The following is a 24534-nucleotide window of genomic DNA, read 5'->3' on the forward strand; positions in this document are numbered from 1 at the left end:
AACGGCTCGAACCGTAGGCCGGGTAAGGCGCAGCCGCCACCCGGCAACAACGACTCACGTTCTGCGAAACGCCACCAGCGTCACCACGATCCCCACCACCGCGGAAACCGCACCGGCCAGGAAGACGGACGGATAGCCAAACGAGGTGGCTAACACCCCGGCCAGCGGCCCGGTTACCCCGTATGAGATATCCTGAAACGCCGCATAGCCGCCGAGCGCCGTCCCGCGCACCTGCGGAGCCACGCGCTTCACCACTTCTACACCGAGTGCCGGGAAAATCAGAGAACAGCCGCAGCCGGTCAGCGCCGCACCAAGCAGCGCAACGGATGCCACGGGTGCATTCCACAACAGCAGAAGACCGATGGTTTCAATGACCAGCGACGCCACCGCCACCTTCACGCCGCCAAAGCGATCCGGCATCCAGCCGAAGAAGACGCGCATCAGCACAAACGCGCCGCCAAACGCGGTAAGCGTAAAACCGGCCATCGCCCAGCCGCGGCTCATAAAATAGAGCGAGACGAACGTCCCAATCACCGCAAAACCCACGCCCTGCAACGCCAGGCCCAGGCCCGGCTGCCAGATTTGGCCGACCACGCTCCACAGGGAAGGACGCTCGCCTTTGTGCGCGGGCACCTTACGCACCGAGCCGTTAAACGCCCATGCCACCAGCGGCAGCGCCATGGTGGTGGCAGCCAGCGCCGCAAAACCGAACTGGCTGTTGATCAGCAGACCAAGCGGTGCCCCGGCGGCCAGCGCGCCGTAGATGGCCATGCCGTTCCAGGACATCACCTTGCCGGAACGTGCTGGCCCTACCAGCCCCATTCCCCAGGTCAGGGTGCCGGTCAGCAGCTGGCTTTCACCAAAGCCCAGGATTAAACGGCCCAGCACCAGCAGCGCAAATTTATACGCGGCATCGACCGGCAATAGAGCCGCCAGCAGCCATGCGCCGCCCGCCAGCCCGCAGGCAAACATCCCCTGCAGCGCCGAGCGTTTGGCACCGTGCTGGTCCGCCAGACGTCCGGCGTAGCCGCGGGTTAATACCGTGGCTAAAAACTGAATGCCCACGGCGATGCCGACCATGGTGTTGCCATAGCCCAGCTCCTGGTGTACGAACAGCGGGATCACCGGCAGCGGCAGGCCAACGGTCATATAGGTCAGGAATACCGCAAAGGCGATACGGAACAGCGAGACGTTCGCTGAAGGGGTTGTTTCTGTTTGAGTTACTGCAGTCATGCTTTACTCCGAAATGAAGAGTAAGGCGGGGAAATGCCACGCCCCCTCTACCTGATTATCAGGATTAAGGTGCGTTGGTTGACGTTAAACGCTTACGCATTATCGTGAGGATAATGTTGAGTGGTGAAGTTTGCCTGTGAGATCAGCCGCTTGTCAATGCATAAAAAAGGGAGCCTTATGGCTCCCCTTTCGAATCAAACATAAAACTTATGCTTTCAGCTTACGCATGACCAGCGTGGCGTTGGTGCCGCCGAAACCGAAGCTGTTGGACATGACGGTAGTCAGCGTCGCGTCCGTTGGTTTGGTCACGATGTTCAGGCCAGCAGCCTGCTCGTCCATCTCTTCGATGTTGATGCTTGGCGCGATAAAGCCGTTTTCCAGCATCAGCAGAGAGTAGATCGCTTCCTGTACGCCAGCCGCACCCAGAGAGTGACCGGTCATGGCTTTGGTCGCGGAGATTGCCGGGCTGTTGTCGCCGAAGACTTCACGGATCGCACCCAGCTCTTTCACGTCGCCTACCGGCGTAGAAGTACCGTGAGAGTTCAGGTAGTCGATTGGGGTATCAACGCCGTGCATCGCCATCTTCATGCAGCGCACCGCGCCTTCGCCGGATGGCGCAACCATGTCGGCGCCGTCAGACGTTGCGCCGTAGCCCACGATCTCAGCATAGATGTGCGCGCCGCGCGCCAGAGCGTGCTCCAGCTCTTCAACCACAACCATACCGCCGCCGCCCGCGATAACGAAACCGTCACGGTGCGCATCATAGGTACGGGAAGCTTTGTCCGGGGTCTCATTGTACTTGGTGGACAATGCGCCCATCGCGTCGAATTCACAGGCCATTTCCCAGCCCAGCTCTTCGCCGCCGCCAGCAAATACGATGTCCTGTTTACCCAGCTGGATCTGCTCAACAGCGTTACCGATACAGTGTGCGGAGGTCGCACACGCGGAGCTGATGGAGTAGTTCACACCGTGGATTTTGAACGGGGTCGCCAGACACGCGGAAACCGCAGAACCCATGGCTTTCGTGACCACGTACGGACCTACCGCTTTCAGACCACGCGGGCTACGCATGGCGTCAGCACCGAATACCTGCGCTTTAGATGAGCCGCCGGAACCGGCGATCAGACCCACGCGCGGGTTGTTCTGATAAACCTCTTCGCTCAGGCCAGAATCTTTGATCGCTTCCTGCATGGAGAGATAAGCATAAATAGAGGCATCGTTCATGAAACGAACCACTTTGCGGTCGATCAAACCGGTGGTGTCCAGTTTGACGTTACCCCATACGTGGCTACGCATACCTGAATCTTTAAACTCTTCAGAGAAAGTGATCCCGGAGCGTCCTTCACGCAGAGATGCCAGGACTTCCTGCTGGTTATTACCGATGCTGGAAACAATGCCCAGGCCAGTAATCACTGCACGTTTCATTCAATACCTCTGTAAGTCGCACTATAGTAAGTTTCGAGTCGCACAATAGCGTACACTTGTACGCCGAACAAGTCCGATCAGACATTTTCTGCGGAAATTTGCACCGATGGACTCACATCGTTAAGATCGTGCCACTGCCTGTCAGACGAGTAACTTACGTGAAACAAAACGCTATACAACCCGCCAACCTCGAATTCAACGCTGAGGGTACACCTGTTTCCCGAGATTTTGATGACGTCTATTTTTCTAATGATAACGGACTCGAAGAAACTCGCTATGTTTTCCTCGACGGAAACCAGCTCAGCACCCGCTTCCCGGCGCACCCGCGGAGCCTGTTTGTGGTCGCGGAAAGTGGATTCGGCACCGGTCTGAATTTTTTAACCCTCTGGCAGGCGTTTAATCAGTTCCACGCTGCTCACCCTGAGGCTACGCTACAAAGATTACATTTCATCAGTTTCGAAAAATTCCCGCTCACCGCGCACGATCTGCGGCTTGCCCACCAGCGCTGGCCGGAGCTTGCGCCCTGGGCAGAACAGCTTCAGGCGCAGTGGCCGCCCCACATCGGCGGCTGTCACCGTCTGATTCTGGACGGTGGACGCGTCATGCTGGACTTATGGCTCGGCGACATCAACGACCTGACCGACAGGCTCGATGATTCGATGAATCAGAAGGTCGACGCGTGGTTTCTGGACGGTTTTGCCCCTGCCAAAAACCCGGACATGTGGAGCCAGCATCTGTTTAACGCGATGGCGCGGCTGGCGCGCCCTGGGGCTACCCTTGCCACCTTCACCTCGGCGGGCTTTGTCCGCCGTGGGCTGCAGGAGGCGGGCTTTACCATGCAGAAGACCAAAGGCTTTGGCCGCAAGCGCGACATGCTGGTCGGCAGGATGGAGCAGACGCTGGAGATCCCCGCTCAGACGCCCTGGTTTGCGCGCCGCGCCAGCGCATCGCGCGACGTGGCGATCGTTGGCGGCGGGATCGCCAGCGCCCTGCTCTCGCTCGCCCTTCTCCATCGTGGCTGGCAGGTCACGCTCTACTGCGCTGACGACGCGCCCGCCAGCGGCGCATCCGGCAACCGTCAGGGGGCGCTCTATCCACTTTTAAGCGCACACGATCCGGCCCTGTTCCAGTTTTTCCCCGCGGCCTTTACCTTCGCCCGCCGCTTGTACGACGCGCTGCCAGTGGCATTCGACCACGACTGGTGTGGCGTGACGCAGCTCGGCTGGGATGAGAAGAGCCAGCAGAAGATCGCGCAGATGCTGTCGCTGGGCCTGCCGGAGGAGATTGCCCGCGCGGTAAGTACTCAGGAGGTGGCGGACACCGCTGGCGTAGAAACCGGGTGTGGGGGCATTCAGTACCCGCTCGGCGGCTGGCTGTGCCCGGCCGAACTGACCGCGGCGGTCATTGCCCTGGCGCAGTCGCAAGGGCTGACGGTGCGGTATGCCCACAAGGTGGAATCGCTCAGCCGGACAGAACGCTGGGATCTGCGTTTTGCTGATGGCAAGGAGGCGAGCCATGCCAGCGTTGTGCTGGCCAACGGGCATCACATCAGCCAGTTTATCCAGACGGCAGCGTTGCCGGTTTATCCGGTCGGCGGCCAGGTAAGCCATATCCCCACCGCGCCTGCGCTCGGCAAACTGCGCCAGGTGCTGTGCTATGACGGCTATCTGACACCGCAAAATCCGTCTAACGGCCATCACTGCATCGGGGCCAGCTATCATCGTGGCGAAACGGATATGCGCTATAGCGAAGCGGATCAGGCGCAAAACCGCCAGCGCCTGATTGACTGTTTCCCGGATGCGGCGTGGGCGAAAGAGGTCGACGTTAGCGAGGGTGACGCGCGCTGCGGCGTGCGCTGTGCCACCCGCGATCATCTGCCGATGGCGGGCAACGCGCCGGACTATGACGCGACGCTTGCGGCCTATGAAGATCTGGCTGAAAACAAGGAAACGGCGGTGGCCGCACCGGTGTATCCGGAGCTGTTTATGCTCGGCGGGCTGGGTTCCCGTGGGCTGTGCTCTGCGCCGCTGCTGGCTGAAGTATTAGCCGCGCAAATGAGCGACGAGCCAATTCCGCTGGACAGGGTTACGCTTGCGGGACTGAATCCGAATCGCTTGTGGGTAAGGAAACTGCTGAAGGGGAAAATGATTAAGTAAGGTGCGGCCTGGTGCCCTCACCCTAACCCTCTCCCACAGGGAGAGGGAAAATTAGTAGGCCCGGTAAGCGCAGCGCCACCGGGCGAAAAACGATGACTTAGCGTTTAGCCTGCTGGAACAGGTTGTCCCACATGCCCAGCACCAGTGACTGGTCGCGCGGAGAGAGCTCCCCGGCCTGAATGGCTTTCTCCAGACTGCGGGTCACTTCCTCATGAACAGCGTCGGCAGAGTGATCGTCACCTGCTTCCAGCTCGGCTACCGCGAGCGTCAGGTGACCACGCAGATAACCGCTGGCGAACAGCTCATCATCGCTGGCGTGTTCCACCATGTCATCAATTAACGCCAGAATGCGTGATTCAAATTCTGCGATCATCTTCTTTCCTCTGTTAAAGATCTTCCGGCCAAGGGAAGCTTTCCGCCGCAATCGCCGGCGTGTGGTAATAATTCTGTAAGGCCTCGATCAGGCGCGCCGGACGTGCCGGGATGCCTTTCTCAAGGTATTCCATCACCTGCGCATGCACGCGGCGCTGGAAGACAATACGGTCTGGCTCGAAGTCGCCTTCGAGGTTGTCGCAGCTGACGTTGAACGGGAAACCCGCCGCCACGCAGAACAGCCATTCCAGCGCCTGCGGCTTCACTTCTACATCCTCAAACTGCCCCTGCGTCGCGGCGTCTCGCCCGTCCGGGCAATACCAGTAACCGAAGTCCACCAGCTCGCGACGCGCTTTTCCGGCGATGCACCAGTGCGAAATTTCGTGCAAACCGCTGGCGTAAAAGCCGTGCGCAAAGACGATGCGGTTATACGGAACCTCGTCATCAGCAGGAAGATAGATCGGTTCGTCGTCGCCTTTAATCAGACGGGTATTAAAATCGTCAGCAAAACAGCCGTCAAAGATCTCAATCAGCTGTTCATATTTATGCGTACTGTTCATTAGTGCATCCCCAACCAGGTGAGGATCTCCTGTCCATGGCTGTCATAAAGAAGTTTGGCGCTCATCACGGCCGAGACGATAACGATCATCGGCCGGATCAGCTTTTGCCCTTTGCTTAATACCAGACGCGAGCCCGCGCGTGCGCCCAGGAACTGCCCTGCCATCATCACAAACCCGGTTGCCCAGATGACCTTGCCGCCAATGATAAACAGCAGCAGGCCGCCGACGTTCGAGGTCGCGTTGAGCACTTTGGCATGGGCGGTCGATTTGGCGAGGTTAAACCCGGCCAGCGTCACGAACGCCAGCGCGTAAAACGAGCCTGCCCCCGGGCCGAAGAAACCGTCGTAAAAACCGACGCAGCCCCCGGCAATCAGCGCAAACGGCAGGCCGTGCAGACGACGCTGACGGTCTTCCTCGCCGAGCTTCGGCATCAGCAGGAAATAAAGCCCGATGCAGATGACCAGAACCGGCAGGATCTGGCGCAAAATATCCGACTGCACGTGCTGAACCAGCAGCGCGCCCGACGTGGAGCCGATAAAGGTCATCAGGATATTGAGCTTCTGGTCGGCCAGGCTCACCACCTTGCGGCGGATAAAATAGAGCGACGCTGAGAGCGAGCCGCCGCAGGCCTGCAGCTTGTTGGTGGCAAGCGCCTGCGCCGGGCTCATGCCCGCCGCCAGCAGCGCGGGTACGGTTAATAGCCCGCCGCCGCCCGCAAGGGCATCAATAAAACCGGCCAGCATAGCCACAAAGAACAGCACCACCAGCAGCAGCGGTGACACCATAAACAGATTGACGAAATTATCCATTAAAGTACATGCTCATCCAGTAGCGCCTGGCAGGAAGGCGGCAACGGAGGCGGTGTCTTCTTCTCAGGCTTAGAGGTTCCAGGTTTTGCCGGTTCAAACCAGCTTTGCAGTTCCGCACCACAACCATCGCCTGGCGGCGGTAGCGGCTGATCTTCGCATTCCAGGCTGTTCGCCGGGCAGCGCAGACGAACGTGCATGTGCGCACGATGCTGGAACCACGGGCGCACTTTGCGCAACCAGTCGCGATCGGTTCCCTCATCGAGGCAGAGCTGTTGCTTGATAGCCGGGTTGACGAAGATCCGCGTAACGTCGTTATCTTTTGCCGCCAGCTTAATCAGGCTGAAGATATCCGGCGTCCACAGTGAGGGCACAACGCGCTTACCGCCGCTCGACACCAGATCCAGCGCCTGCGGTTTCAGCAACTGGGCTGAACTCCAGCGTGCTTTAGGCAGCTGCAGGAAGATATCGACATCCAGTCCGGTCTGGTGACTGGCGTGTCCACCGTTAAAACGCCCGCCCGCAGGCATCCCCATATCGCCGATCAGCATCGTGCCCAACCCCAGATTATGCACCTGGTTTCCCAGCCGCTGGATGAACAGCACCAGATCCGGGTGGCCGAAGTAACGACGCTGGTCGGTACGCATCACCTGATAGGTATCCGATTGCAGCGGAAGTTCCTGAGCCCCCACGATACAGCCGTTGGAAAAGGCGCCGATGGACTGCGCGCTCCCCGCCACCGGATGGGTGATTTTTTGCCACGGCGTGGCGGCCAGACTGGCTCCACTGGCAAGCAGCGCCAGCAGAGCAATTGCGGTTTTTTTCATGTTTACCAGCGTGGAATGGTGGTCGTCACATCCGCATTCTGCGCGCGCTGGCGCAGGTAGTGATCCATCAGCACGATCGCCAGCATCGCTTCTGCGATCGGCACCGCGCGGATCCCCACGCACGGATCGTGACGTCCTTTAGTGATCATCTCAACTTCTTCGCCATCGCGGTTAATCGTGTGGCCCGGCACGGTAATGCTTGAAGTTGGTTTCAGCGCGATATTGGCAATAATCTGCTGCCCGCTGCTGATCCCGCCCAGAATGCCGCCCGCGTGGTTGCTCTGGAAGCCCGCTTTCGTGATTTCGTCGCGATTCTGGCTGCCGCGCAGGGATACCACGTCAAAACCGTCGCCAATCTCAACGCCCTTCACCGCGTTGATGCTCATCAGTGCGTGCGCGATGTCGGCATCGAGACGGTCAAATACCGGCTCGCCCCAGCCTGGCGGGACGCCGTCGGCCACGACGGTGACTTTCGCCCCAATGGAGTCGCCCTCTTTTTTCAGACCGCGCATCAGTTCGTCCAGCGCGTCCAGCTTGTCGGCATCCGCACAGAAGAACGGGTTTTGCTCGACCTGATCCCAGTCTTTGATCGCCAGCGGAATGTCGCCCATCTGGGTCAGACAGCCGCGGATCACGATGCCAAATTTCTGCTGCAGGTATTTCTTAGCAATGGCGCCAGCCGCCACGCGCATCGCGGTTTCACGCGCGGAGGAACGTCCGCCGCCGCGATAGTCGCGGAAGCCGTACTTTTGTTCGTAGGTGTAGTCGGCATGGCCTGGACGGAACACGTCCTTGATGGTGCCGTAGTCCTGGGAGCGCTGATCGGTGTTTTCAATTAGCAGGCCAATGCTGGTGCCGGTGGTACGGCCTTCAAAGACGCCGGAGAGAATTTTGACCTGGTCCGGCTCGCGACGCTGCGTGGTGTAGCGAGAGGTGCCCGGACGACGACGGTCGAGGTCATGCTGCAAATCGGCTTCGGTCAGTTCGATGCCTGGCGGTACGCCATCAACGATACAGCCCAGCGCCAGCCCGTGCGACTCGCCAAAGGTGGTCACGCGGAATACCTGTCCAATACTGTTTCCTGCCATCACGGCTCCGATGTTGTTGTTTGTGTTTGAGCGTTGTGAAACGGGCCGAAGCCCGCTGGATTAATCTTTATAGATGCTGAAGTGTTCGCGCGCGTCGAGCAGCTGCGCTTTGGTCAGCATAAAGACGCCGTCACCGCCGTTGTCGAACTCAAGCCAGGTGAACGGCACATCCGGATACTGCTCTATCAGATGTACCATGCTGTTGCCCACTTCACAAATCAGAACGCCGTCGTCGGTCAGATAATCTGGCGCGCAGGCCAGAATGCGGCGGGTCAGCTTCAGGCCGTCAGAGCCTGACGCCAGACCCAGCTCCGGCTCGTGGCGGTATTCGTTCGGCAGATCGGACATGTCTTCCGCATCGACGTACGGCGGATTGGTGACGATCAGATCGTACTGCAGCGTCGGCAGATCGCGGAACAGGTCAGAGCGAATTGGCGTAACGTGATGGATCAGGCCGTGCTCTTCTATGTTGTGCTCGGTCACGGCCAGCGCGTCGGTGGAGATATCAACCGCGTCCACTTCCGCTTCCGGGAAGGCGTAAGCGCAGGCAATGGCGATACAGCCGCTCCCGGTACACATATCCAGAATGTGCTGCGGCTGATGGCCGATCAGGCCTTCAAAGTGGTTGTTGATCAGCTCACCAATCGGCGAGCGCGGCACCAGCACGCGTTCATCGACATAGAACTCGTGGCCGCAGAACCAGGCTTTGTTGGTCAGGTAGGCGACCGGAATACGCTCGTTCACGCGACGGATTACGCGCTCAACGATGCGGTGTTTTTCGCTCGAGGTCAGGCGCGCGGTGCGCATGTCTTCCGGAATATCCAGCGGAAGGTAGAGGGACGGCAGCACCAGCTGCACGGCTTCATCCCACGGGTTGTCGGTACCGTGTCCGTACCAGATATTGGCGGCGCTGAAGCGGCTAACCGACCAGCGCAACATGTCCTGTATGGTATGCAGCTCGTTTACTGCTTCATCGACAAATATTTTATCCACTCTCTCCTCCAGGGCATGCTCGCATAATTTTCGGCGGCTAGTTTGCCATGAAGACGGCGATAAATCAGCAATGACGCGTACCGCTTGAGGTTAAAAAATGCGTTTAGTCGGGTACACTATCGGAAATACGAGATGAGAATGACGAATGAAAAAGAAAACATCGCTCAGCGAGGAGGATCAGGCGCTCTTCCGACAGCTGATGACCGGGACGCGGAAAATCGCGCAGGACACGATTGTTCATCGCCCGCAGCGTAAAAAAATCAGCGAAGTCCCGGTCAAGCGGCTGCTGCAGGAGCAGGCCGATAACAGCCACTACTTTTCAGACGAGTTTCAGCCGCTGCTTAATACCCAGGGCGCTGTGAAATACGTGCGCGAGGACGTCAGCCATTTCGAACTGAAAAAGTTACGCCGGGGAGATTATTCGCCGGAGCTGTTTCTGGATCTGCACGGCTTAACGCAAATGCAGGCGAAACAGGAGCTGGGGGCGTTGATTGCCGCCTGTCGCCGCGAACATGTTTTTTGCGCCTGCGTGATGCATGGCCACGGGAAACATATCCTCAAGCAACAGACGCCGCTGTGGCTGGCTCAGCACCCACACGTAATGGCGTTTCATCAGGCACCGAAAGAGTACGGCGGAGATGCCGCCTTGCTGGTGTTGATTGAAGTTGAGGAGTGGCAGCCGCCAGAGTTGCCCTGACAGAAGGGCGGGAAAGATATAGCACCCCGCCCTGTCACACGTCACGTCAGATCGCTTTTGCCATCTTCAGGTTGCACGGGCTCATTTGCCAGTTGAAGACCCCTTTGCCGGTTTCGTCGAGGGTGACGTTGGCAATCGCGGAAGTGGTGAACATAGGCGGCGTTTCGCCCGGGCACAGCTCAGATACCAGATAGCCGACCAGCGGCAGGTGGGAAATGACCAGTGCGGAAGCGACACCTTCATTGCACAGCGCCTGAAGATAAGCGCTGACAAGGCCGACATCACCGCATGGTGTCAGTTCGGGGAGAACATCCACACTGGACGGCAGGTTCATACACTCCCCTACCACATCCAGCGTCTGTTCTGCACGCAGGAACGGACTCACAAGAACGCGTTCAATGTCCACTTTTTGACCTTTAAGCCAGGTTGCCATCAGACGGGATTCGTCGCAGCCACAGACGGTTAAAGGACGTACTGAGTCACTGGCGGCATCGAGTGCCGCGTCGCCGTGACGCATGATGAAAACTTGCATATTGCACCGCTTTTGTTAACCAGAATCACCGGCGTTAACTACCCGCGATAAATGCTAAGAGGTAGAAAACCCGATGGCCGGGCATTGTGCCTGATCCATTCGATGAATGAAACGCTGTTTTTTACCTCAATGGCGTAAGTATAGTCAATCTCTGTTTACAAAATCGCCAGAACAGGTTCATTCACCTCAGGATTTACCCTTCTTTGACTTCAGTTTACGAAATCAGTTTCCCGTGCAGGCCAAAATGTCTGGCCCCGTTCCGCCATCTGCAATAATTCGTCACACGGTGTAAACCGTGGGCCATATTGCGAGGCCAGACGTTGCAAAATGGCAACCACTTCACCCGCGCCGAGTGTATCCATGTAACGGAACGGGCCGCCAAGGAACGGCGGAAAACCAATACCAAATACCGCGCCGATGTCGCCATCGCGTGCGCTCTTGATCACCTGCTCACCAAAGCAGCGCGCCGCTTCATTGAGCATCATCATCACGCAACGTTCAGCGCACTGAACGGCAGACAGTTTTCCCTGACCGGTGGTCGAAATAAGCCCATAAACCGAAGGGTCGACCTGTTTCTTGCTTTTACGCCCTTTCGCGCCGTAAAGATAGAAACCGCGGTCATTTTTTCTGCCTTTGCGATCGTCCTTCAAAATTGCAGAAACAATGTTTGCAGGCGGGCTAAAACGATCGCCATAAGCCGCCTCCAGCACAGGTATAATTTTAGTGCCGGTGTCTATTCCCACCTCATCCAAAAGTTGGATTGGGCCAACGGGGAAACCAAACTTTACCAGCGCCTCGTCGACGTGTTCGATCTTCTCCCCTTCCGTCAGCAGCCGCATGGCTTCATTAATATAGGGCGCCAGAATACGGTTGACGTAGAAGCCGGCTTTATCTGCGACCACGATCGGCGTTTTACCCTGCTTCTTCGCAAGTTTGACTACCGTGGCGATGGTTTGCGGACTGGTGGTCGCGTGTGGAATAACTTCCACCAGCGGCATTTTTTCTACCGGGCTAAAGAAGTGCAGCCCGATCACCTGCTCCGGACGCGCGGCTTTCGCCGCGATATCGCCAATCGGTAATGACGACGTGTTGGAGGCAAAAATAGTATGCGGGGCGCAATGCTGCTCAACGTCTGCCACCATCTGCTGCTTAAGCGCCAGATCTTCAAACACGGCTTCAATCACCAGATCGCGGTGCGCAAAACCGCTGTAATCCGTCGTACCGGAGATCGTCGCCAGGTTTTTATCACGCTCGCTTGCCTTGATATGGCGGCGTTTGACCTTTTGATCAAGGTTCTGCCAGCTGTACTGCAGCGCGTGGTTGATTCCCTTAGGGTTAATGTCTTTGATGCGTACCGGCAATTTGCCTTTGCTGGCGGTAACAAAAGCGATACCGCCGCCCATGAGCCCCCCACCCAGTACGCCAATGGCACGCAGCGGCGCAGGCGATGCCTCGCTGCCCGGGTCTTTTTTCACCTCTGTGCTGGCGAAGAAGATGCTGCGCAGCGCCTGTGACTGCGGCGTCATCGCCAGTTCGCCAAAGGCTTTGGCCTCCGCGGCATAGCCGCTGCTGCTGCCCTGCGACAGCCCGGTTTCGATCACGTCGAGGATCCGCTTTGCCGCCGGGTAATTGCCTTTGGTTTTTTGTTCGGTCTTTTTGCCCACCATATTGAACAGGAGCGTTCTCCCCAGCGGACCGGCCAGCACGCGCTCGCGAACCGGCAGAGGACGTTTTGCCTGACGCCCTTTCAGCGCAAGCTCAACGGCGGCCTCCAGCAAAATAGACTGCGGCACGACGTCATCGACCAGACCGGCTTTCAGCGCCTGACGGGCACGCAGCTGTTTACCGGTTAAGATCATCTCCAGCGCCGTGCTGACGCCCACCAGCCGCGGCAGACGCTGCGTTCCGCCAGAACCTGGCAGCAGGCCCAGCTGCACTTCCGGCAGGCCCAGAATGGTTTTCGCATCGTCGGTACAGATGCGGCTGTGGCAGGCCAGCGCCAGCTCCAGCCCACCGCCCAGACACGCACCGTGGATCGCTGCGATGACCGGGATTGGGAGACTGTTGATCTCCGACATCACCTGCTGGCCCTGACGCGCCAGCTCTTCGGCTTCCAGCGCGCTTTGCGCCCGGGCAATCATGTTGATATCCGCCCCGGCGATAAAGTTGTCGGGTTTGGCAGAGATAAACACCAGGCCGCGAATGGCTTTGTTCTCGCGGATCTGCTTTAGCATCGCGCGCACCTGAACACCAAATTCGGCCTTCAGGGTATTCATCTTTTCATCAGGCACATCAATAGTGATAACGGCCACGTTATCGAGGCGAACCGTCAGATTAAATGCAGATGGCATATCCATTATTCAGCCTCCAGAACCATTGCTGCGCCAAGGCCGCCCGCCGCACAGGCGGTAACAAGGCCAAACCCACCGCCACGGCGACGGAGTTCATGTAATGTTTGCGTGATCATCCTCGCCCCTGTAGCGGCAAACGGATGACCGTAGGCGATAGAGCCACCCAGCACGTTGAATTTACTCTGATCCACTTCACCCGTGGCATGCGCGCGGCCCAGCACATCACGTGCGAAACGCTCGCTTGCCAGCAGCTGGACGTTTGCCAGGGTTTGCGCGGCAAACGCTTCGTGCATATCAATCAGGGTTAAATCAGCCAGCGTCAGCCCCGCGCGATCCAGCGCCAGCGGCGTGGACCATGCCGGACCCAACAGCATGTCCTGCCAGACGTCAATGGCGGTGAAGGCGTAGCTGCGTAAATAGCCCAGGGGAGTAATGCCCAGCTCTTTTGCACGGGATTCGGTCATCAGGATCACGGCGGCAGCCCCGTCCGTCAGCGGCGTACTGTTCGCCGCCGTCACGGTGCCGTGCTTGCGGTCAAACGCCGGGCGCAGTTTGGCGTAATCCGCCAGCGTTGACGTGCCACGAATATTGTTATCTTCCGCAAGCGGTTCGCGATAGGGCGGAATATAGGCGGTCATGACCTCATCGGTCAGCTTGCCTTCCGACCAGGCTTTTGCCGCAAGCTGATGTGAACGATGCGCCAGCGCATCCTGCTGTTCACGAGTAATGCCGTAGGTTTTGGCCATCTGCTCGGCGGTGTCGCCCATGCGCAGGCCGGTGGAGTATTCCGCGACGGCAGGAGGTACAGGCATCAGGTCGCGCAGACGTAAACGCGAGAAGAGTTTGAGTTTCTGACCCGTCGTACGGGCTTTGTTGGCATCCACCAGGATGCGCGCCAGCTTTTTACTGACCCCAATTGGCAGTACCGAAGAGGAGTCCGCTCCCCCCGCTATCCCGGCGCGAATGGTGCCCGCCATCAGGCTTTCGGCGACGTTAGCCACGGCCTGGAAGCTGGTTGCGCAGGCGCGGCTGACGCTGTAGGCGTCGGTATGAACATTCATCCCGGTACCGAGGACGATTTCCCGCGCAATGTTGGGGGCTTCAGGCATCTGCACGACCTGACCGAAGACCAGCTGTTCGATGACCTCCGGCGGAATTTCGCTGCGAGCCAGCATCTCCCCCACTACCATTTTCCCCAGGTCGACGGCCGGTATGCCATGAAACGCCGTTGCCTGACGCGCAAATGGCGTGCGCAATCCACTGACTATGGCAATGCGATCGCCCTGACGGGTAATAAGCGGTAATGCCTGACTCATAACACTCCCCTGTAAAAAATTTTTCGCAAACACTAAGTGGTCTGACCTGATAATAGTCTTAACCATTTTTTTACATTCAGCCAATCGGGGAAACGAAAAAGTGCGAGCTAAAACACAGAGAAGAAAAAGAAAATGCCCCTGTATGGCAGGGGCATTTGTGCGGTATGTTGCCGGGTGCGCAAGGTAAAAGCAAAACGGTAACCCGTAGGTTACCGTTTTTAATGCTTACGCCCTCTCCCGTGGGAGAGGGTCGGAGTGAGGGCATCAGGCCGCAGAAATTAACGCAGACCCAGCTGGAAAATCAGCGTTTCAGCTTCGCAGGCAAAAACAAAGTCGATGTCTAGCTTCACGCCGCCTTCCACTTCGGTAAAGGTCGACTTGATTTCACACGGATCGGATTCAACATCACGCGCACGCTTGCTCAGCGCGGCCAGGGTCTCTTCCGCTTCGGCGCGGTTGGTGAACACACGGCTGTAAGACGCGGTGCAATCGGAGTTGTCCATGATGGTGCCAACATCCATACAGCAGCAAACCGGGGTTTCATCAGCACTGCATTTACTCATAGCTCAATTTCCTCTGTATTCGCGCAGCGCGCGAGATAAACACGATGCTGATATTTTACGCCCCGGCGCGGGCTCTCTCCAGCCGTTAATGGCGCAAAATCGGATAAGTGACCAATATCACACTAAAAAATGATCTAAAACAAAAACCACCCTTTTGGGTGAGTCGCGATGGTCACAATTTTGCCAACCAGATCTCGTTTCACGAAACATGTTTGAAAATATTAATAAACAAACTTGCAACATTCAGGCTGGTCGGACCTATACTCTGGCCACTGGTCTGATTTGTCTGTCATACCTCAGACCCTACACTTCGCGCTCCTGTTACGGTATGTAACAATTATTGAATAAAAATAACTCAATGAGGTTATGGTCATGAGCCAGAAAACCCTGTTCAACAAGACTGCGCTGGCAGTCGCAGTGGCACTCGTCTCCACTTCCGCATGGTCAGCGGGCTTTCAGTTAAACGAATTTTCTTCCTCTGGCCTTGGCCGCGCGTATTCAGGGGAAGGCGCTATTGCTGATGATGCGGGTAACGCAAGTCGTAACCCCGCATTGATCATGATGTTTGATCGTCCGACCTTCTCTGCCGGTGCGGTTTATATCGATCCTGATGTCAACATTTCTGGCAAGTCGCCTTACACGGGTGCGAGCCTTAAAGCGGACAATATTGCCCCAACAGCATGGGTCCCTAACCTGCACTTCGTTGCGCCTATCAATGAACAGTTTGGCTGGGGAGCATCCGTAACCTCTAACTACGGGCTTGCTACCGAGTTCAATAGCAACTACCCGGCTGGTGAATACGGCGGTAAAACAGACCTTACTACGCTGAACCTGAACCTGAGTGGTGCTTATCGCCTGAACGACAACTGGAGCTTTGGTCTGGGCTTTGATGCCGTCTACGCCGATGCCAAAATTGAACGTTACTCCGGGGAGCAAACTGCTCGCCTGCCAAAAAACAGCAACAAAATTGCCAGCCTTGAAGGTGATGAGTGGGGCTATGGCTGGAACGCCGGTATCCTGTACGAGCTGGACAAAAACAACCGTTGGGGCCTGACCTATCGCTCCGAAGTGAAAATTGACTTCGACGGCGATTACAAGAGCGGCATCCTGAAGCCTGTGAACAACGTGGTTCCTGGTGCGGGTACCACCATTCCTTGGGGAACGTCAAACCAGACCGTTCCAGGTTCGCTGTCACTGCATTTGCCAGAAATGTGGGAAGTCTCCGGTTATAACCGCGTTGCACCGCAATGGGCGATCCACTACAGCCTGGCCTATACCAGCTGGAGCCAGTTCCAGGAGCTGAAAGCGACCGGAAGCAATGGTCAAACGCTGTTCTATAAGGACGAAAGCTTCCACGACGCTTATCGTATTGCGTTGGGTACCACCTACTACTACGATAAAAACTGGACTTTCCGCTCCGGTATCGCATTTGACGACAGCCCGGTTCCGGCAGACAAGCGTTCCATTTCCATTCCGGATCAGGACCGCTTCTGGATAAGTGCAGGCGCGACTTATGCGTTCAACGAGAATGCATCTATCGATGCGGGCGTATCTTATATGCACGGTCAGAAAGTGACGTTCCAGGAAGGCCCTTACGAGTTTACCTCTGAAGGTAAAGCCTGGCTGTTCGGTACGAACTTCAACTACGCGTTCTAATCGCGCAGGAATTGAAAAAGGTGAGCATTGCTCACCTTTTTTATTTACTCCGAATCGATATCTTTTAGTTCGTTCTCGATCGCCTTCGCGTTTGGATTCTCTTCCGGTTTCAGCTTACCGCCGTTAGCAATAAAGTCATGATTCTGGAAGTACGCTTCTCGCACCATAATATACGGGTCAGAAGACTGGCGCAGTAAGCCATCAGAGTCGAGCAGTTGCGCACGGGTTTCTATCCCTTCCACCGTCCATTTACCCACCGACAGCGGCCAGGTCAGCCACGACAGAACCGGATACAGCGTATCAACCATATCGCCGCCGTCATCACGAAGGGTGAAACTGCCGTAGAACGGTAATTGCATGTACGGACCGTACCCGACGCCATAATGTCCCATTGTGCTGCCGAAACGGTGCGGCTGCTCACGCTGCAGTTTCGGATTCGCCATGCCTGCCACGTCAATAAAGCCGCCCATACCCAGAATAGAGTTAAGGAAGAAGCGGGTAAAGTGCACCATCCCCTGATACGGGTCGCCCTGCAGGAAGTAGTTCACCATTACCGCAGGCTCTTCGAGGTTGCTGGTAAAGTTACTTAACCCGTTACGCGCGGGCTGGGGAACATAATCGCGCCATGCCACGGCCACCGGGCGCACCACATACGGGTCCAGCACGTTGTAGTTGAAGTTATACATGGAGCGGTTAAATCCTTCGAGAGGATCGGAGCGTCCCGTTTGCTCCCCGGAGCTGGCGCAGCCCACAAGCATCGTCGCGCCAAGCGCAAGCGCCGACAGCCGAAGTTTCATAAATATCTCCCTGTTCAGTATGGCTATCGTTGATTGCCATCCGTAACGGAGCCGTTGATGCTCCGTCTGTAAACGTGCAAGCGATTGTAACAGCACGTTTACCGATGTCTATGAGCACAATTACGGGCAGTAATCACCGTGACTCTGATCTCAGCATAGCCTGGCTTTTGGAATTCGTTTCGCTGGCAATTTTATAATGTCTTTGAAAGAGATGTATCACCTTTGTTGTCATTGCCGCCAATTTAAGAGCATCCCCACAGGCATCCCGATAAAAGCCGCTACGCTTAACAGAAAGATCAACCTCCGGGAGCAGATATGAAAGAAGTGGGCGAAGAAAAAATTGGCGAGAGCGATGAGGAACTTGAAATTGAAAGCGAGGAGAAAGCGCGTGGCGAGAAAATAGAAATTGATGAAGATCGCCTCCCTTCCCGCGCGATGGCCATCCATGAGCATATCCGCCAGGACGGTGAAAAAGAGATGGAGCGCGATGCCATGGCCCTCTTCTGGTCAGCTATCGCCGCAGGGCTCTCAATGGGCGCGTCTCTGCTCGCCAAAGGGATATTTCATGTTCAGCTGGAAGGTGTGCCGGGCGGTTTTTTACTCGAGAATCTCGGCTATACCTTCGGCTTTGTGATTGTCATCATGGCCCGCCAGCAGCTGTTTACCGAAAACACGGTGACCGCCGTTCTGCCGGTGATGCAAAACCCTACCCTCGGCAATTTCGGTTTATTGATGCGTCTGTGGAGCGTCGTCCTGCTGGGTAATATCATCGGCACGGGCATCGCGGCCTGGGCGTTTGAGTACATGCCGATCTTTGATGAACCCACCCGGGACGCATTTGTAAAAATCGGCATGGATGTGATGAAAAACACCCCGATCGAAATGTTCTCTAATGCCATCATCTCTGGCTGGATTATCGCCACGATGGTCTGGATGTTTCCTTCAGCAGGGAGCGCCAAAATTGTGGTGATCATATTGATGACCTGGCTGATTGCGCTGGCTGACACCACGCATATTGTGGTCGGTACCGTAGAAATACTGTATCTGGTCTTTAACGGTACGCTTCACTGGAGCGACTTTTTCTGGCCGTTCGCCTTACCGACACTAGCAGGAAACATCTGCGGCGGAACGTTTATCTTCGCGCTGTTAAGCCATGCCCAAATCCGTAACGACATGTCGAACAAACGCAAAGCGGAGCTTAAAGCGCGGGAAAATGATGATAAATCGACAAAAAAATCGTCCTGAATGGTGACTCTTTGAGCAGTCAGGCGGCGATGCGCTTAACGCAAAGTGTAAATGACGCTATACTCGTGCCGCCTCGTCCCCTTAGTTAAATGGATATAACGAGCCCCTCCTAAGGGCTAGTTGCAGGTTCGATTCCTGCAGGGGACACTTTGACCTTCGCGCGCATTCACCTGTCTATCGCCAGAATTCACTGAGCAGAAGAATCCTGTTTTATTTGAGCGTAACGCGCAGCAAGCTGTCTTAGGCGCAATTCCAGCTGGGTCTTTTCGGCTTCAGGAAGCGCATCTCCGGCTGGATGCTGTGACAGGCGTCGGAGTTGTTCTTCAGCCGGTATTGTTTGGTTAAATGACTGTATAGTCGAAAAAACCACCGATTTAAGCTCACTCACCGTGATATATTTTCCTTTTTGCTCATCCAGACTGCTCAGCCGATGACTCAGTTGCTGAAGCTTCATCATTCCTTCATACCAACTGTTCATAGCGTCGACAGGCAACGCTGCCGCGTTAAATTTTTGCTGCCACTGTGAGGTGAGCGGCTTCGCCTCCTCCGGCCGCACTGTCTGGAGTTGCGCTAACAACTGAAGGCTGTAGGAAATATTCCAGTCAGGAGGCAGCTTATCCAGTCGGGCAAGCTGCTGCTGCGTTTCTGTGATAAATGTGGACGGTAAAGTACCTTGCTGTGCTAACGCGTCTTGCTGAACAGGTGTAAGCACTTCAGGTAACGGCGCCAGAGATGCATTAGCCTGAATCGTTAAGGGATCGGGTCTGGACAGAAAGCCCCCTCCCCACGCCGCGGCGAGGCTGACCACCAGCATAGAACACATTCCGGCGACAAAGGGTTTCCATGGTCTGACCGCCCCGTGCGCTGTCGTAAAACCCTCTGCATCAGGCTGATTCTCCGGCTGCACAACATAGACCCATTTCACTTCGTCAACCGGCTCTGCCCTTTCCTGAGGTATTTCGCAACCGGGCATCATGAGTGCATTCAGATCTGATGCGTCATTACTGCTTTCCAGCCGTTCAGCATTCGAACGTATCATTGTTCGTAACGTATCGAACTGGCTTAGGTGTTTCAGCTCAAGACGCTGTAGCACGGCACTCAGTCGGGTAAGCAATTCTTCAGCACGATAAAGCTCACTAAGATGGCTTTTGTTGAGTGGAAGCATACGCATGTGCTGCTGCAGGCGCTGGCTCAAGCCGCTAAGGATTTCCATACGAGCGTGTAATGTCTTAGGCCAGAAAACGTCCCACTGATGGCTAATCAGGGCCTCCAGAATCGCCAGCCCTTCGTTCAGGCCTGCTAATCCAGACAGGTGAATACGGGCAAGGGTGTACCAGGCTGCAGTCTGCAACTCCACACCGTTCTGTTCGAACAGAGAGAGAGAGCGTTTTTCGACATATTGCCAGTTTACATCCGGGCGAGCAGGATGCGTCAGCTTGCTGAGCTCATCGCGGAGGGCGGCGTAATCTGGCAGCGTGCGCGGGTCGCCGCCGGTTTTTAACGTTATATGTGTGGTCATCCTGGAGGGCCTGCATATCCGTTTCGGTTAATTTCGTTAGTTGATCTGTAGGGCTATTTGGCGATTTAAAATGCAATGACGCATTAAAGGAATGAATGTTATCGCTATGGCAGCAGCGCTAAAATCAGACCGAAAAACACACCTTCATCAAATAGTTGTCCGGATCGGGATGAGGTATCAGGGGGAGTAAAGATCCAGCCATTTGCGCTCCCCACCCGCATGAACAGGCGTCCTTGAGAAATCACCTTATCTCCGGAACAGAAAGTCACCTCGACACAACCAGCGACGCCCTGTCCATACAGAAAGATCGGCATAAAGTTGACCGCCCGGCTGTCATAACGCAGAACAATACCGGAAATTTCAAAAGCTCCGCCCTCCACCAGCAGATCCGGAACGGATACGGTCAGTGGCTCCACATTCAGTCCCGTATCCGTCAGCCACGCGTCCATTTGCTCCTGAAGCTGAGCCATCCGCTGGCGAAACTCTGCAATATCAGCCTGACTCTTGCTGATGGCAGGAACTGGTGCAGGTTGTCGTGCCTGCAACTTTTTCAGGAACTGTGATTTTACTGACATGATGTTATCAAACCTTATATACGGAGGGTCGTATCGAGATATTGTTGTTGCCTGAGATGCCTCAACAGGACCCGTCCTTCGGGCATAAACTCAGTCCCGTAGCGCACCAGACCAATCCCTTTAAGTTCAGCGTCAATGGCATAACGCAGTTCGCCGGGGACGTTCTGTTCCAGCAGGACAACGGTTATTTTTTTCAGGCGGGGTTCATACTTGAGCAGGACGGCAGATAATGTGCCCATCAGCTCATGGGCCGTTCCCGGCATACCCTGCAGAATTTTGGTCATATCCGGCAGCCCGTAGTCTGGCAGGTGCGACAGCGTACCGGCACGACAGTTGAGAACGCGCTGCATGTTATCCAGCACCGAGAGGATGACCTGATTTTCTTCACTGACCTGACTAAGGTTGAGTCCGCCTGTAAAATTTCCCGTTAACATTTCATACAGCGAAGGCGCGTTATGTCCGTAGGGCATCAGTCTTCCTTAAGCGGCTGTAGCGTCAGAGAGTTATCACCTGCTTCCAGGATACGTGGTTTATCCGGATCCAGGTCACTGCGTTTGATAACCTGCTTCCAGGCGTTGTTGTCCATATCCGGATGGCGGAAGAGCCCTACCACCGCGACAAACTGCGCCTTTTCTTCCATTGGCATATCAAGGTTTGCATCGCCACCCGGTTTCACCACGACATCACGACTGGCCAGCATGTCGTCTTTCAGAATGGTGCTATCATCCTGAAGCAACTGCTGATACACCGTCTTATCAAAGGTTTTGCGGTCTTTGAGCTGGTAAATCCTTATCACCACCGGCTGAGACAGCGAGTTACTTTCACGGGAGTCGGTGTTCAGCGCCTCACGAGCGGTGAAATCGAGGTGCAGCACCTTGATTTTTTTGTAGAACACGGCGTTAAACGCCGATTTAGTGCCATCGGTGATGCTCTGCGTCACCCCGCAGCCTGTCAGGCTGAATGCCAGCAGCGGTAGCAGCCAGCGCGAAGTCTTAATTGAATTTGTACGTAACACGTCGGTTTCCTTGTTGTGGTGTTGAGGGCTGCAGGCCGGTGTAATAGCCCAGTTCCGTCGTGAAGGTCTGCGGGATATCGTCCAGGAGATATTCGTCTTCCGCGCCCAGCACGCCATTCATCCCCAGCCAGAAGCGACCTTCACCGAGCGGCGGCGCAGCCAGCAGGCAGGTCCGGGTGGTCAGAGTAATTTTTGCCTTAAAACGCCACCCGAGATAAACCCGCAGCATCACCAGAAAGTCCTGATACAACAGACCGTCCGGTTTCCAGCCCTGCGCTTCCTGTTCGTTATCCGTCGTGAGCGCAATCAGCAGTTGACTGCTGGCATCCATCGCTTCGTCACCCAGAGGCGTATTGCCATCAAGCAGAAACTCTTCGTCACCGTAAAAACCCAGCGGCCTGTCAATCTCTACAGGCCGGAGACAATACGGACTCACCTGCACCGTCGTATCGGGGGCCAGCAGGCGCACCAGTGCCTGCATCCCTTCCTGAGTTTTGCCCGGCTGCTGCAGCACACCCAGTAGCGCCAGAAAGCGGGACACTGGCGTGGCTATATGGTTCGCGGTGCCCGGTATGCCCAGCCCCACCAGACCCAGCAGCGACTGCGAAATGGAGTCAGTTCCCCCTGGCTCAAACGTGGCCGGATACGAGTATTTACGCCAGACGCGGTAAAACTGCGTCAGGATGCGATGACTGAAAATATCCAGAAACCCCTGCAGCGCCTCATGTCCTTCCCGGCGCTGGGAAATGTCATCGAGATAGGCGGTCGGTAGAGGCGAATCAACACCGTACATCCCCATAAAGGTCGTGCGGATAAGCGGTGGTCTGCTGTCATCATCCTCGTCATACTCGACAGCCTTCAGTTCACTGGCCGGGAACCCCATTCCAGGGTGCGGCGCAAAGCGTACCGGGTCATCCGCCGGATGGCTGGTAGAGCCCATCAGCGGCCTGTCCGGATGGCGCTTCTCCAGTAGCTGGCATAAACGATAAAAGTTGATGCGGTGAAGCTCGGCCTCCAGCCGCGGGGTCAGCCGGGAATGCGGCGGTTGTGCTTCTCTTCCCATTCCAGGCGCTCTCCGGTCGGTTGCAGAATAATAATCAGGCGGTTAAACAGATAGATATCGGTGTACAGTGCAAAGAAGCGGCTCAGCATCTCGCCGAACAGACAGATATCGCCGCGCCCGGCAAAGCCGTTGCTCTCAAGCGTCACCTCAATCTGCACCCCGCGCACCAGATATCCCTGCTCAAAGCGTTCCGTTTCACTGTGCTTCACATCGATAATCGCCTCCAGACGACGGCGGTTCATCTCGCTGTCGGTCCACTCATACAGCGCCAGGGTGCCGCGCAGCACGTCGGCGTTGTCCATCATCGACAGGAACCCGCTGCCGAGGTGGCTCAGCACGCGCCAGTGGAAACGGTCCTGCGCCGGGGGATAACAAGGCAGCGTCGGCGCACACAGGTTACGCACGGCGATACTGGCTGAAGTGGTTTTCATCACTGTATCGAGCACGGTACTTTGCAACGCTCTGCGAGGTAGTTGGCCATTGGTGCCGGTTAGCGTCAGCGACAGGCTTTCATCCTCCGGCACCGTGTGGTTATCAAACGCTTCCCCGCCGAGGATAAGCCAGGTGTTATGCAACCCCGACGGGCCACGGCGCACGCGGGTGTGGTAGTAATATTCCGGGGCTTCATGGCGCATCATTCCGCCCTTGTGGCGGAAGCTTGAAAATGGCACGTAGGTATGCTGGCTCGATGACATCACCGAATCCACCGCATATATCTCGGTATGGCCATCCTGCACGCGCATCGGGCGCAGCATGTATTCGGTCTGCAGGGAGTTTAGCGTCAGCGGGTCAGATTCCAGCGGGAACAGGTTAATCACCGGCACACAGTTCAGGCGCAGATGCTTTTCGGTAAAGCTGAAATCATGCTCCCAGCGTTCTGCCAGCACCACGTCGATTTCAAACCAGGGGAGCTCAGCCGGAAAGGCCACTGTCTCCAGCCCACGCAGCCCCGTGAACATGAATTTTTCACGAAAGGTGAAGTACTCGAGCAGCAGCTGATATCCGCTAAAGCTGCTGCTTCCCTTCGGCCACAGGACGTCATCATCGCCAAAGCCCAGCGCGGTGAAATACCCGTCGAGCGGTCTTCTGTCCATGTCGCCCGGCATCCGCAGCCAGAGGCGCGCTGTATTCATGGTAAAAGCTTCATGCATGGCGCAGGCCAGCGGTGCATCAGCGTTGAAGTAGAGCGGGATCTGGCTGAGATCGATACGACTCCAGTCGGCAAGATGGCTGCAGTTAAAGCGCAGGCTGATAACCGAACGCCCGTCAGGGTCAGTGGACAGGCGGGCTTGCTCCAGCGACAACGGCAGGAGGGTGATCTCTTTGGTGGTGGTGTACCGACAACGCGTGGCCTTCTCGCCGATCGGCCGCGAGTTCACTTCGAAACCTTTGGCGATGCGCATCTGCTCTTTCATCTCGCGCCAGTCAGGGGTGAACTCCACCACCGACATCGACGGTATGGTGCGCAGATAATGCGGCCACAGCAGGCTGACCAGCCCTTCGGTCAGTTCAGGCAGGTCGTCATCGAGCTTTTCACGCAAGCGCCCCATCAGGAAGGCAAAGCCCTCGAACAGGCGTTCAACATACGGGTCGCGCGCTCCGGCTTTATCAAGGTTGAGCATTGCTGCCTGCTCGGGGTGAGCACGGGCAAACTCTTCACCGGCTTCCAGCAGGTAGCGCATTTCAGCGTCGTAATAACGCAGGGTTAAGTCGTCCATAAAAAACCTGAATTTAGGAATGTTAAA

The 24534-nt window shown here is 56.3% G+C and carries 23 protein-coding genes and 1 tRNA gene; 5 read left to right on the plus strand and 19 right to left on the minus strand.

Going from position 1 to position 24534, the window contains the following annotated elements; all coding sequences use genetic code 11:
• Positions 1-54 precede the first annotated feature (54 nt).
• Together AA74_RS0115660 and fabB are read right to left on the minus strand one after the other, a co-directional pair.
• On the minus strand, positions 55-1233 hold the full coding sequence (locus AA74_RS0115660; RefSeq protein ID WP_025912741.1) for an MFS transporter: 1179 nt from the start codon (positions 1231-1233) through the stop codon (positions 55-57).
• Between the two features lie 207 nt (positions 1234-1440).
• Complete coding sequence (fabB, locus tag AA74_RS0115665; RefSeq protein ID WP_008502605.1) at positions 1441-2658, minus strand: beta-ketoacyl-ACP synthase I; 1218 nt, start codon at positions 2656-2658, stop codon at positions 1441-1443.
• Between the two features lie 158 nt (positions 2659-2816).
• Here fabB and mnmC point away from each other — a divergent pair, with 158 nt between their 5' ends.
• Positions 2817-4814 (plus strand): bifunctional tRNA (5-methylaminomethyl-2-thiouridine)(34)-methyltransferase MnmD/FAD-dependent 5-carboxymethylaminomethyl-2-thiouridine(34) oxidoreductase MnmC, encoded by a 1998-nt coding sequence (mnmC, locus tag AA74_RS0115670; RefSeq protein ID WP_025912742.1) that lies wholly within the window; start codon positions 2817-2819, stop codon positions 4812-4814.
• Positions 4815-4911: 97 nt separating this feature from the next.
• On the opposite strand, the gene AA74_RS0115675 is transcribed toward mnmC, so the two are convergent.
• From AA74_RS0115675 to prmB, 6 genes are read right to left on the minus strand one after another with little or no spacing between them, the layout of a single operon-like run.
• On the minus strand, positions 4912-5187 hold the full coding sequence (locus AA74_RS0115675; protein WP_008502607.1) for a YfcL family protein: 276 nt from the start codon (positions 5185-5187) through the stop codon (positions 4912-4914).
• 13 nt (positions 5188-5200) lie between these two features.
• Positions 5201-5746, minus strand: a complete 546-nt coding sequence (locus tag AA74_RS0115680; RefSeq protein ID WP_008502608.1) for an elongation factor P hydroxylase — start codon at positions 5744-5746, stop codon at positions 5201-5203.
• Positions 5746-6555: a sulfite exporter TauE/SafE family protein gene (locus tag AA74_RS0115685; RefSeq protein ID WP_025912743.1), complete on the minus strand. Its 810-nt coding sequence runs from the start codon at positions 6553-6555 to the stop codon at positions 5746-5748. Before AA74_RS0115685 ends, AA74_RS0115680 begins: the two co-directional genes overlap by 1 nt.
• Positions 6555-7379, minus strand: coding sequence for a penicillin-insensitive murein endopeptidase (gene mepA, locus AA74_RS0115690; RefSeq protein ID WP_025912744.1), 825 nt, complete (start codon positions 7377-7379; stop codon positions 6555-6557). The genes AA74_RS0115685 and mepA overlap by 1 nt, the downstream gene beginning before the upstream one ends.
• 2 nt (positions 7380-7381) lie before the next feature.
• Entirely contained in the window at positions 7382-8467 is a 1086-nt protein-coding gene (gene aroC, locus AA74_RS0115695; RefSeq protein ID WP_025912745.1) for a chorismate synthase, read from the minus strand.
• Between the two features lie 60 nt (positions 8468-8527).
• The gene (prmB, locus tag AA74_RS0115700; protein WP_008502612.1) at positions 8528-9460 is read right to left on the minus strand and encodes a 50S ribosomal protein L3 N(5)-glutamine methyltransferase; all 933 of its coding nucleotides are present in this window, start codon (positions 9458-9460) and stop codon (positions 8528-8530) included.
• A gap of 145 nt (positions 9461-9605) precedes the next feature.
• Here prmB and smrB point away from each other — a divergent pair, with 145 nt between their 5' ends.
• Entirely contained in the window at positions 9606-10157 is a 552-nt protein-coding gene (smrB, locus tag AA74_RS0115705) for an endonuclease SmrB (protein WP_008502613.1), read from the plus strand.
• A 46-nt stretch (positions 10158-10203) separates the two neighbouring features.
• Here the strand turns inward: smrB and sixA are convergent, their stop codons facing one another.
• The 4 genes from sixA to AA74_RS0115725 all read right to left on the minus strand — a co-directional run bounded on the left by sixA (position 10204) and on the right by AA74_RS0115725 (position 14919).
• On the minus strand, positions 10204-10689 hold the full coding sequence (gene sixA, locus AA74_RS0115710) for a phosphohistidine phosphatase SixA (protein WP_014884683.1): 486 nt from the start codon (positions 10687-10689) through the stop codon (positions 10204-10206).
• A 209-nt stretch (positions 10690-10898) separates the two neighbouring features.
• Positions 10899-13046, minus strand: a complete 2148-nt coding sequence (gene fadJ, locus AA74_RS0115715; RefSeq protein WP_025912746.1) for a fatty acid oxidation complex subunit alpha FadJ — start codon at positions 13044-13046, stop codon at positions 10899-10901.
• Positions 13046-14356 carry an acetyl-CoA C-acyltransferase FadI gene (gene fadI / locus AA74_RS0115720; protein ID WP_021241580.1) on the minus strand — a complete coding sequence of 437 codons (1311 nt, stop codon included), beginning with the start codon at positions 14354-14356 and terminating at the stop codon, positions 13046-13048. The genes fadJ and fadI overlap by 1 nt, the downstream gene beginning before the upstream one ends.
• A 278-nt stretch (positions 14357-14634) precedes the next feature.
• Positions 14635-14919: a YfcZ/YiiS family protein gene (locus AA74_RS0115725; protein WP_023294142.1), complete on the minus strand. Its 285-nt coding sequence runs from the start codon at positions 14917-14919 to the stop codon at positions 14635-14637.
• A 372-nt stretch (positions 14920-15291) separates the two neighbouring features.
• Here AA74_RS0115725 and fadL point away from each other — a divergent pair, with 372 nt between their 5' ends.
• Positions 15292-16575 (plus strand): long-chain fatty acid transporter FadL, encoded by a 1284-nt coding sequence (gene fadL / locus AA74_RS0115730; RefSeq protein ID WP_008502618.1) that lies wholly within the window; start codon positions 15292-15294, stop codon positions 16573-16575.
• Between the two features lie 44 nt (positions 16576-16619).
• Here fadL and mlaA read toward each other — a convergent pair whose 3' ends face one another.
• Positions 16620-17372 carry a phospholipid-binding lipoprotein MlaA gene (mlaA, locus tag AA74_RS0115735; protein WP_008502619.1) on the minus strand — a complete coding sequence of 251 codons (753 nt, stop codon included), beginning with the start codon at positions 17370-17372 and terminating at the stop codon, positions 16620-16622.
• Positions 17373-17687: 315 nt separating this feature from the next.
• Here mlaA and AA74_RS0115740 point away from each other — a divergent pair, with 315 nt between their 5' ends.
• Both AA74_RS0115740 and AA74_RS0115745 read left to right on the plus strand, forming a co-directional pair.
• On the plus strand, positions 17688-18617 hold the full coding sequence (locus tag AA74_RS0115740) for a formate/nitrite transporter family protein (RefSeq protein WP_008502620.1): 930 nt from the start codon (positions 17688-17690) through the stop codon (positions 18615-18617).
• Between the two features lie 75 nt (positions 18618-18692).
• A tRNA-Arg gene (locus AA74_RS0115745) sits at positions 18693-18764 on the plus strand.
• A 40-nt stretch (positions 18765-18804) separates the two neighbouring features.
• On the opposite strand, the gene AA74_RS0115750 is transcribed toward AA74_RS0115745, so the two are convergent.
• The 6 genes from AA74_RS0115750 to tssF all read right to left on the minus strand — a co-directional run bounded on the left by AA74_RS0115750 (position 18805) and on the right by tssF (position 24507).
• On the minus strand, positions 18805-20136 hold the full coding sequence (locus tag AA74_RS0115750; RefSeq protein ID WP_025912747.1) for a VasL domain-containing protein: 1332 nt from the start codon (positions 20134-20136) through the stop codon (positions 18805-18807).
• 104 nt (positions 20137-20240) lie between these two features.
• Entirely contained in the window at positions 20241-20711 is a 471-nt protein-coding gene (locus AA74_RS0115755; RefSeq protein ID WP_025912748.1) for a hypothetical protein, read from the minus strand.
• Positions 20712-20725: 14 nt separating this feature from the next.
• Positions 20726-21181, minus strand: coding sequence for a type VI secretion system baseplate subunit TssE (gene tssE, locus AA74_RS0115760; protein WP_025912749.1), 456 nt, complete (start codon positions 21179-21181; stop codon positions 20726-20728).
• Complete coding sequence (gene tssJ, locus AA74_RS0115765; RefSeq protein ID WP_025912750.1) at positions 21181-21726, minus strand: type VI secretion system lipoprotein TssJ; 546 nt, start codon at positions 21724-21726, stop codon at positions 21181-21183. The genes tssE and tssJ overlap by 1 nt, the downstream gene beginning before the upstream one ends.
• Positions 21704-22789 carry a type VI secretion system baseplate subunit TssG gene (gene tssG, locus AA74_RS0115770; RefSeq protein WP_025912751.1) on the minus strand — a complete coding sequence of 362 codons (1086 nt, stop codon included), beginning with the start codon at positions 22787-22789 and terminating at the stop codon, positions 21704-21706. Before tssG ends, tssJ begins: the two co-directional genes overlap by 23 nt.
• Complete coding sequence (tssF, locus tag AA74_RS0115775) at positions 22753-24507, minus strand: type VI secretion system baseplate subunit TssF (protein WP_025912752.1); 1755 nt, start codon at positions 24505-24507, stop codon at positions 22753-22755. The genes tssG and tssF overlap by 37 nt, the downstream gene beginning before the upstream one ends.
• Positions 24508-24534: the final 27 nt, after the last annotated feature.

Source organism: Enterobacter sp. 5-4 (assembly GCF_000612205.1).
In the GTDB taxonomy this organism is placed as follows: Bacteria; Pseudomonadota; Gammaproteobacteria; order Enterobacterales; family Enterobacteriaceae; genus Enterobacter; species Enterobacter roggenkampii.

Bases quoted from the DNA above. Each gene is read 5' to 3' on its own strand.
- aroC (WP_025912745.1), bottom strand. From the start codon at position 8,467: ATGGCAGGAAACAGTATTGGACAGGTATTCCGCGTGACCACCTTTGGC.
- AA74_RS0115680 (WP_008502608.1), bottom strand. From the start codon at position 5,746: ATGAACAGTACGCATAAATATGAACAGCTGATTGAGATCTTTGACGGC.
- tssG (WP_025912751.1), bottom strand. From the start codon at position 22,789: ATGGGAAGAGAAGCACAACCGCCGCATTCCCGGCTGACCCCGCGGCTG.
- AA74_RS0115740 (WP_008502620.1), top strand. From the start codon at position 17,688: ATGAAAGAAGTGGGCGAAGAAAAAATTGGCGAGAGCGATGAGGAACTT.
- smrB (WP_008502613.1), top strand. From the start codon at position 9,606: ATGAAAAAGAAAACATCGCTCAGCGAGGAGGATCAGGCGCTCTTCCGA.
- AA74_RS0115660 (WP_025912741.1), bottom strand. From the start codon at position 1,233: ATGACTGCAGTAACTCAAACAGAAACAACCCCTTCAGCGAACGTCTCG.
- AA74_RS0115725 (WP_023294142.1), bottom strand. From the start codon at position 14,919: ATGAGTAAATGCAGTGCTGATGAAACCCCGGTTTGCTGCTGTATGGAT.
- mlaA (WP_008502619.1), bottom strand. From the start codon at position 17,372: ATGAAACTTCGGCTGTCGGCGCTTGCGCTTGGCGCGACGATGCTTGTG.
- AA74_RS0115675 (WP_008502607.1), bottom strand. From the start codon at position 5,187: ATGATCGCAGAATTTGAATCACGCATTCTGGCGTTAATTGATGACATG.
- fadI (WP_021241580.1), bottom strand. From the start codon at position 14,356: ATGAGTCAGGCATTACCGCTTATTACCCGTCAGGGCGATCGCATTGCC.
- fabB (WP_008502605.1), bottom strand. From the start codon at position 2,658: ATGAAACGTGCAGTGATTACTGGCCTGGGCATTGTTTCCAGCATCGGT.
- fadL (WP_008502618.1), top strand. From the start codon at position 15,292: ATGAGCCAGAAAACCCTGTTCAACAAGACTGCGCTGGCAGTCGCAGTG.
- mepA (WP_025912744.1), bottom strand. From the start codon at position 7,379: ATGAAAAAAACCGCAATTGCTCTGCTGGCGCTGCTTGCCAGTGGAGCC.
- tssE (WP_025912749.1), bottom strand. From the start codon at position 21,181: ATGCCCTACGGACATAACGCGCCTTCGCTGTATGAAATGTTAACGGGA.
- fadJ (WP_025912746.1), bottom strand. From the start codon at position 13,046: ATGGATATGCCATCTGCATTTAATCTGACGGTTCGCCTCGATAACGTG.
- AA74_RS0115685 (WP_025912743.1), bottom strand. From the start codon at position 6,555: ATGGATAATTTCGTCAATCTGTTTATGGTGTCACCGCTGCTGCTGGTG.
- tssF (WP_025912752.1), bottom strand. From the start codon at position 24,507: ATGGACGACTTAACCCTGCGTTATTACGACGCTGAAATGCGCTACCTG.
- AA74_RS0115755 (WP_025912748.1), bottom strand. From the start codon at position 20,711: ATGTCAGTAAAATCACAGTTCCTGAAAAAGTTGCAGGCACGACAACCT.
- sixA (WP_014884683.1), bottom strand. From the start codon at position 10,689: ATGCAAGTTTTCATCATGCGTCACGGCGACGCGGCACTCGATGCCGCC.
- AA74_RS0115750 (WP_025912747.1), bottom strand. From the start codon at position 20,136: ATGACCACACATATAACGTTAAAAACCGGCGGCGACCCGCGCACGCTG.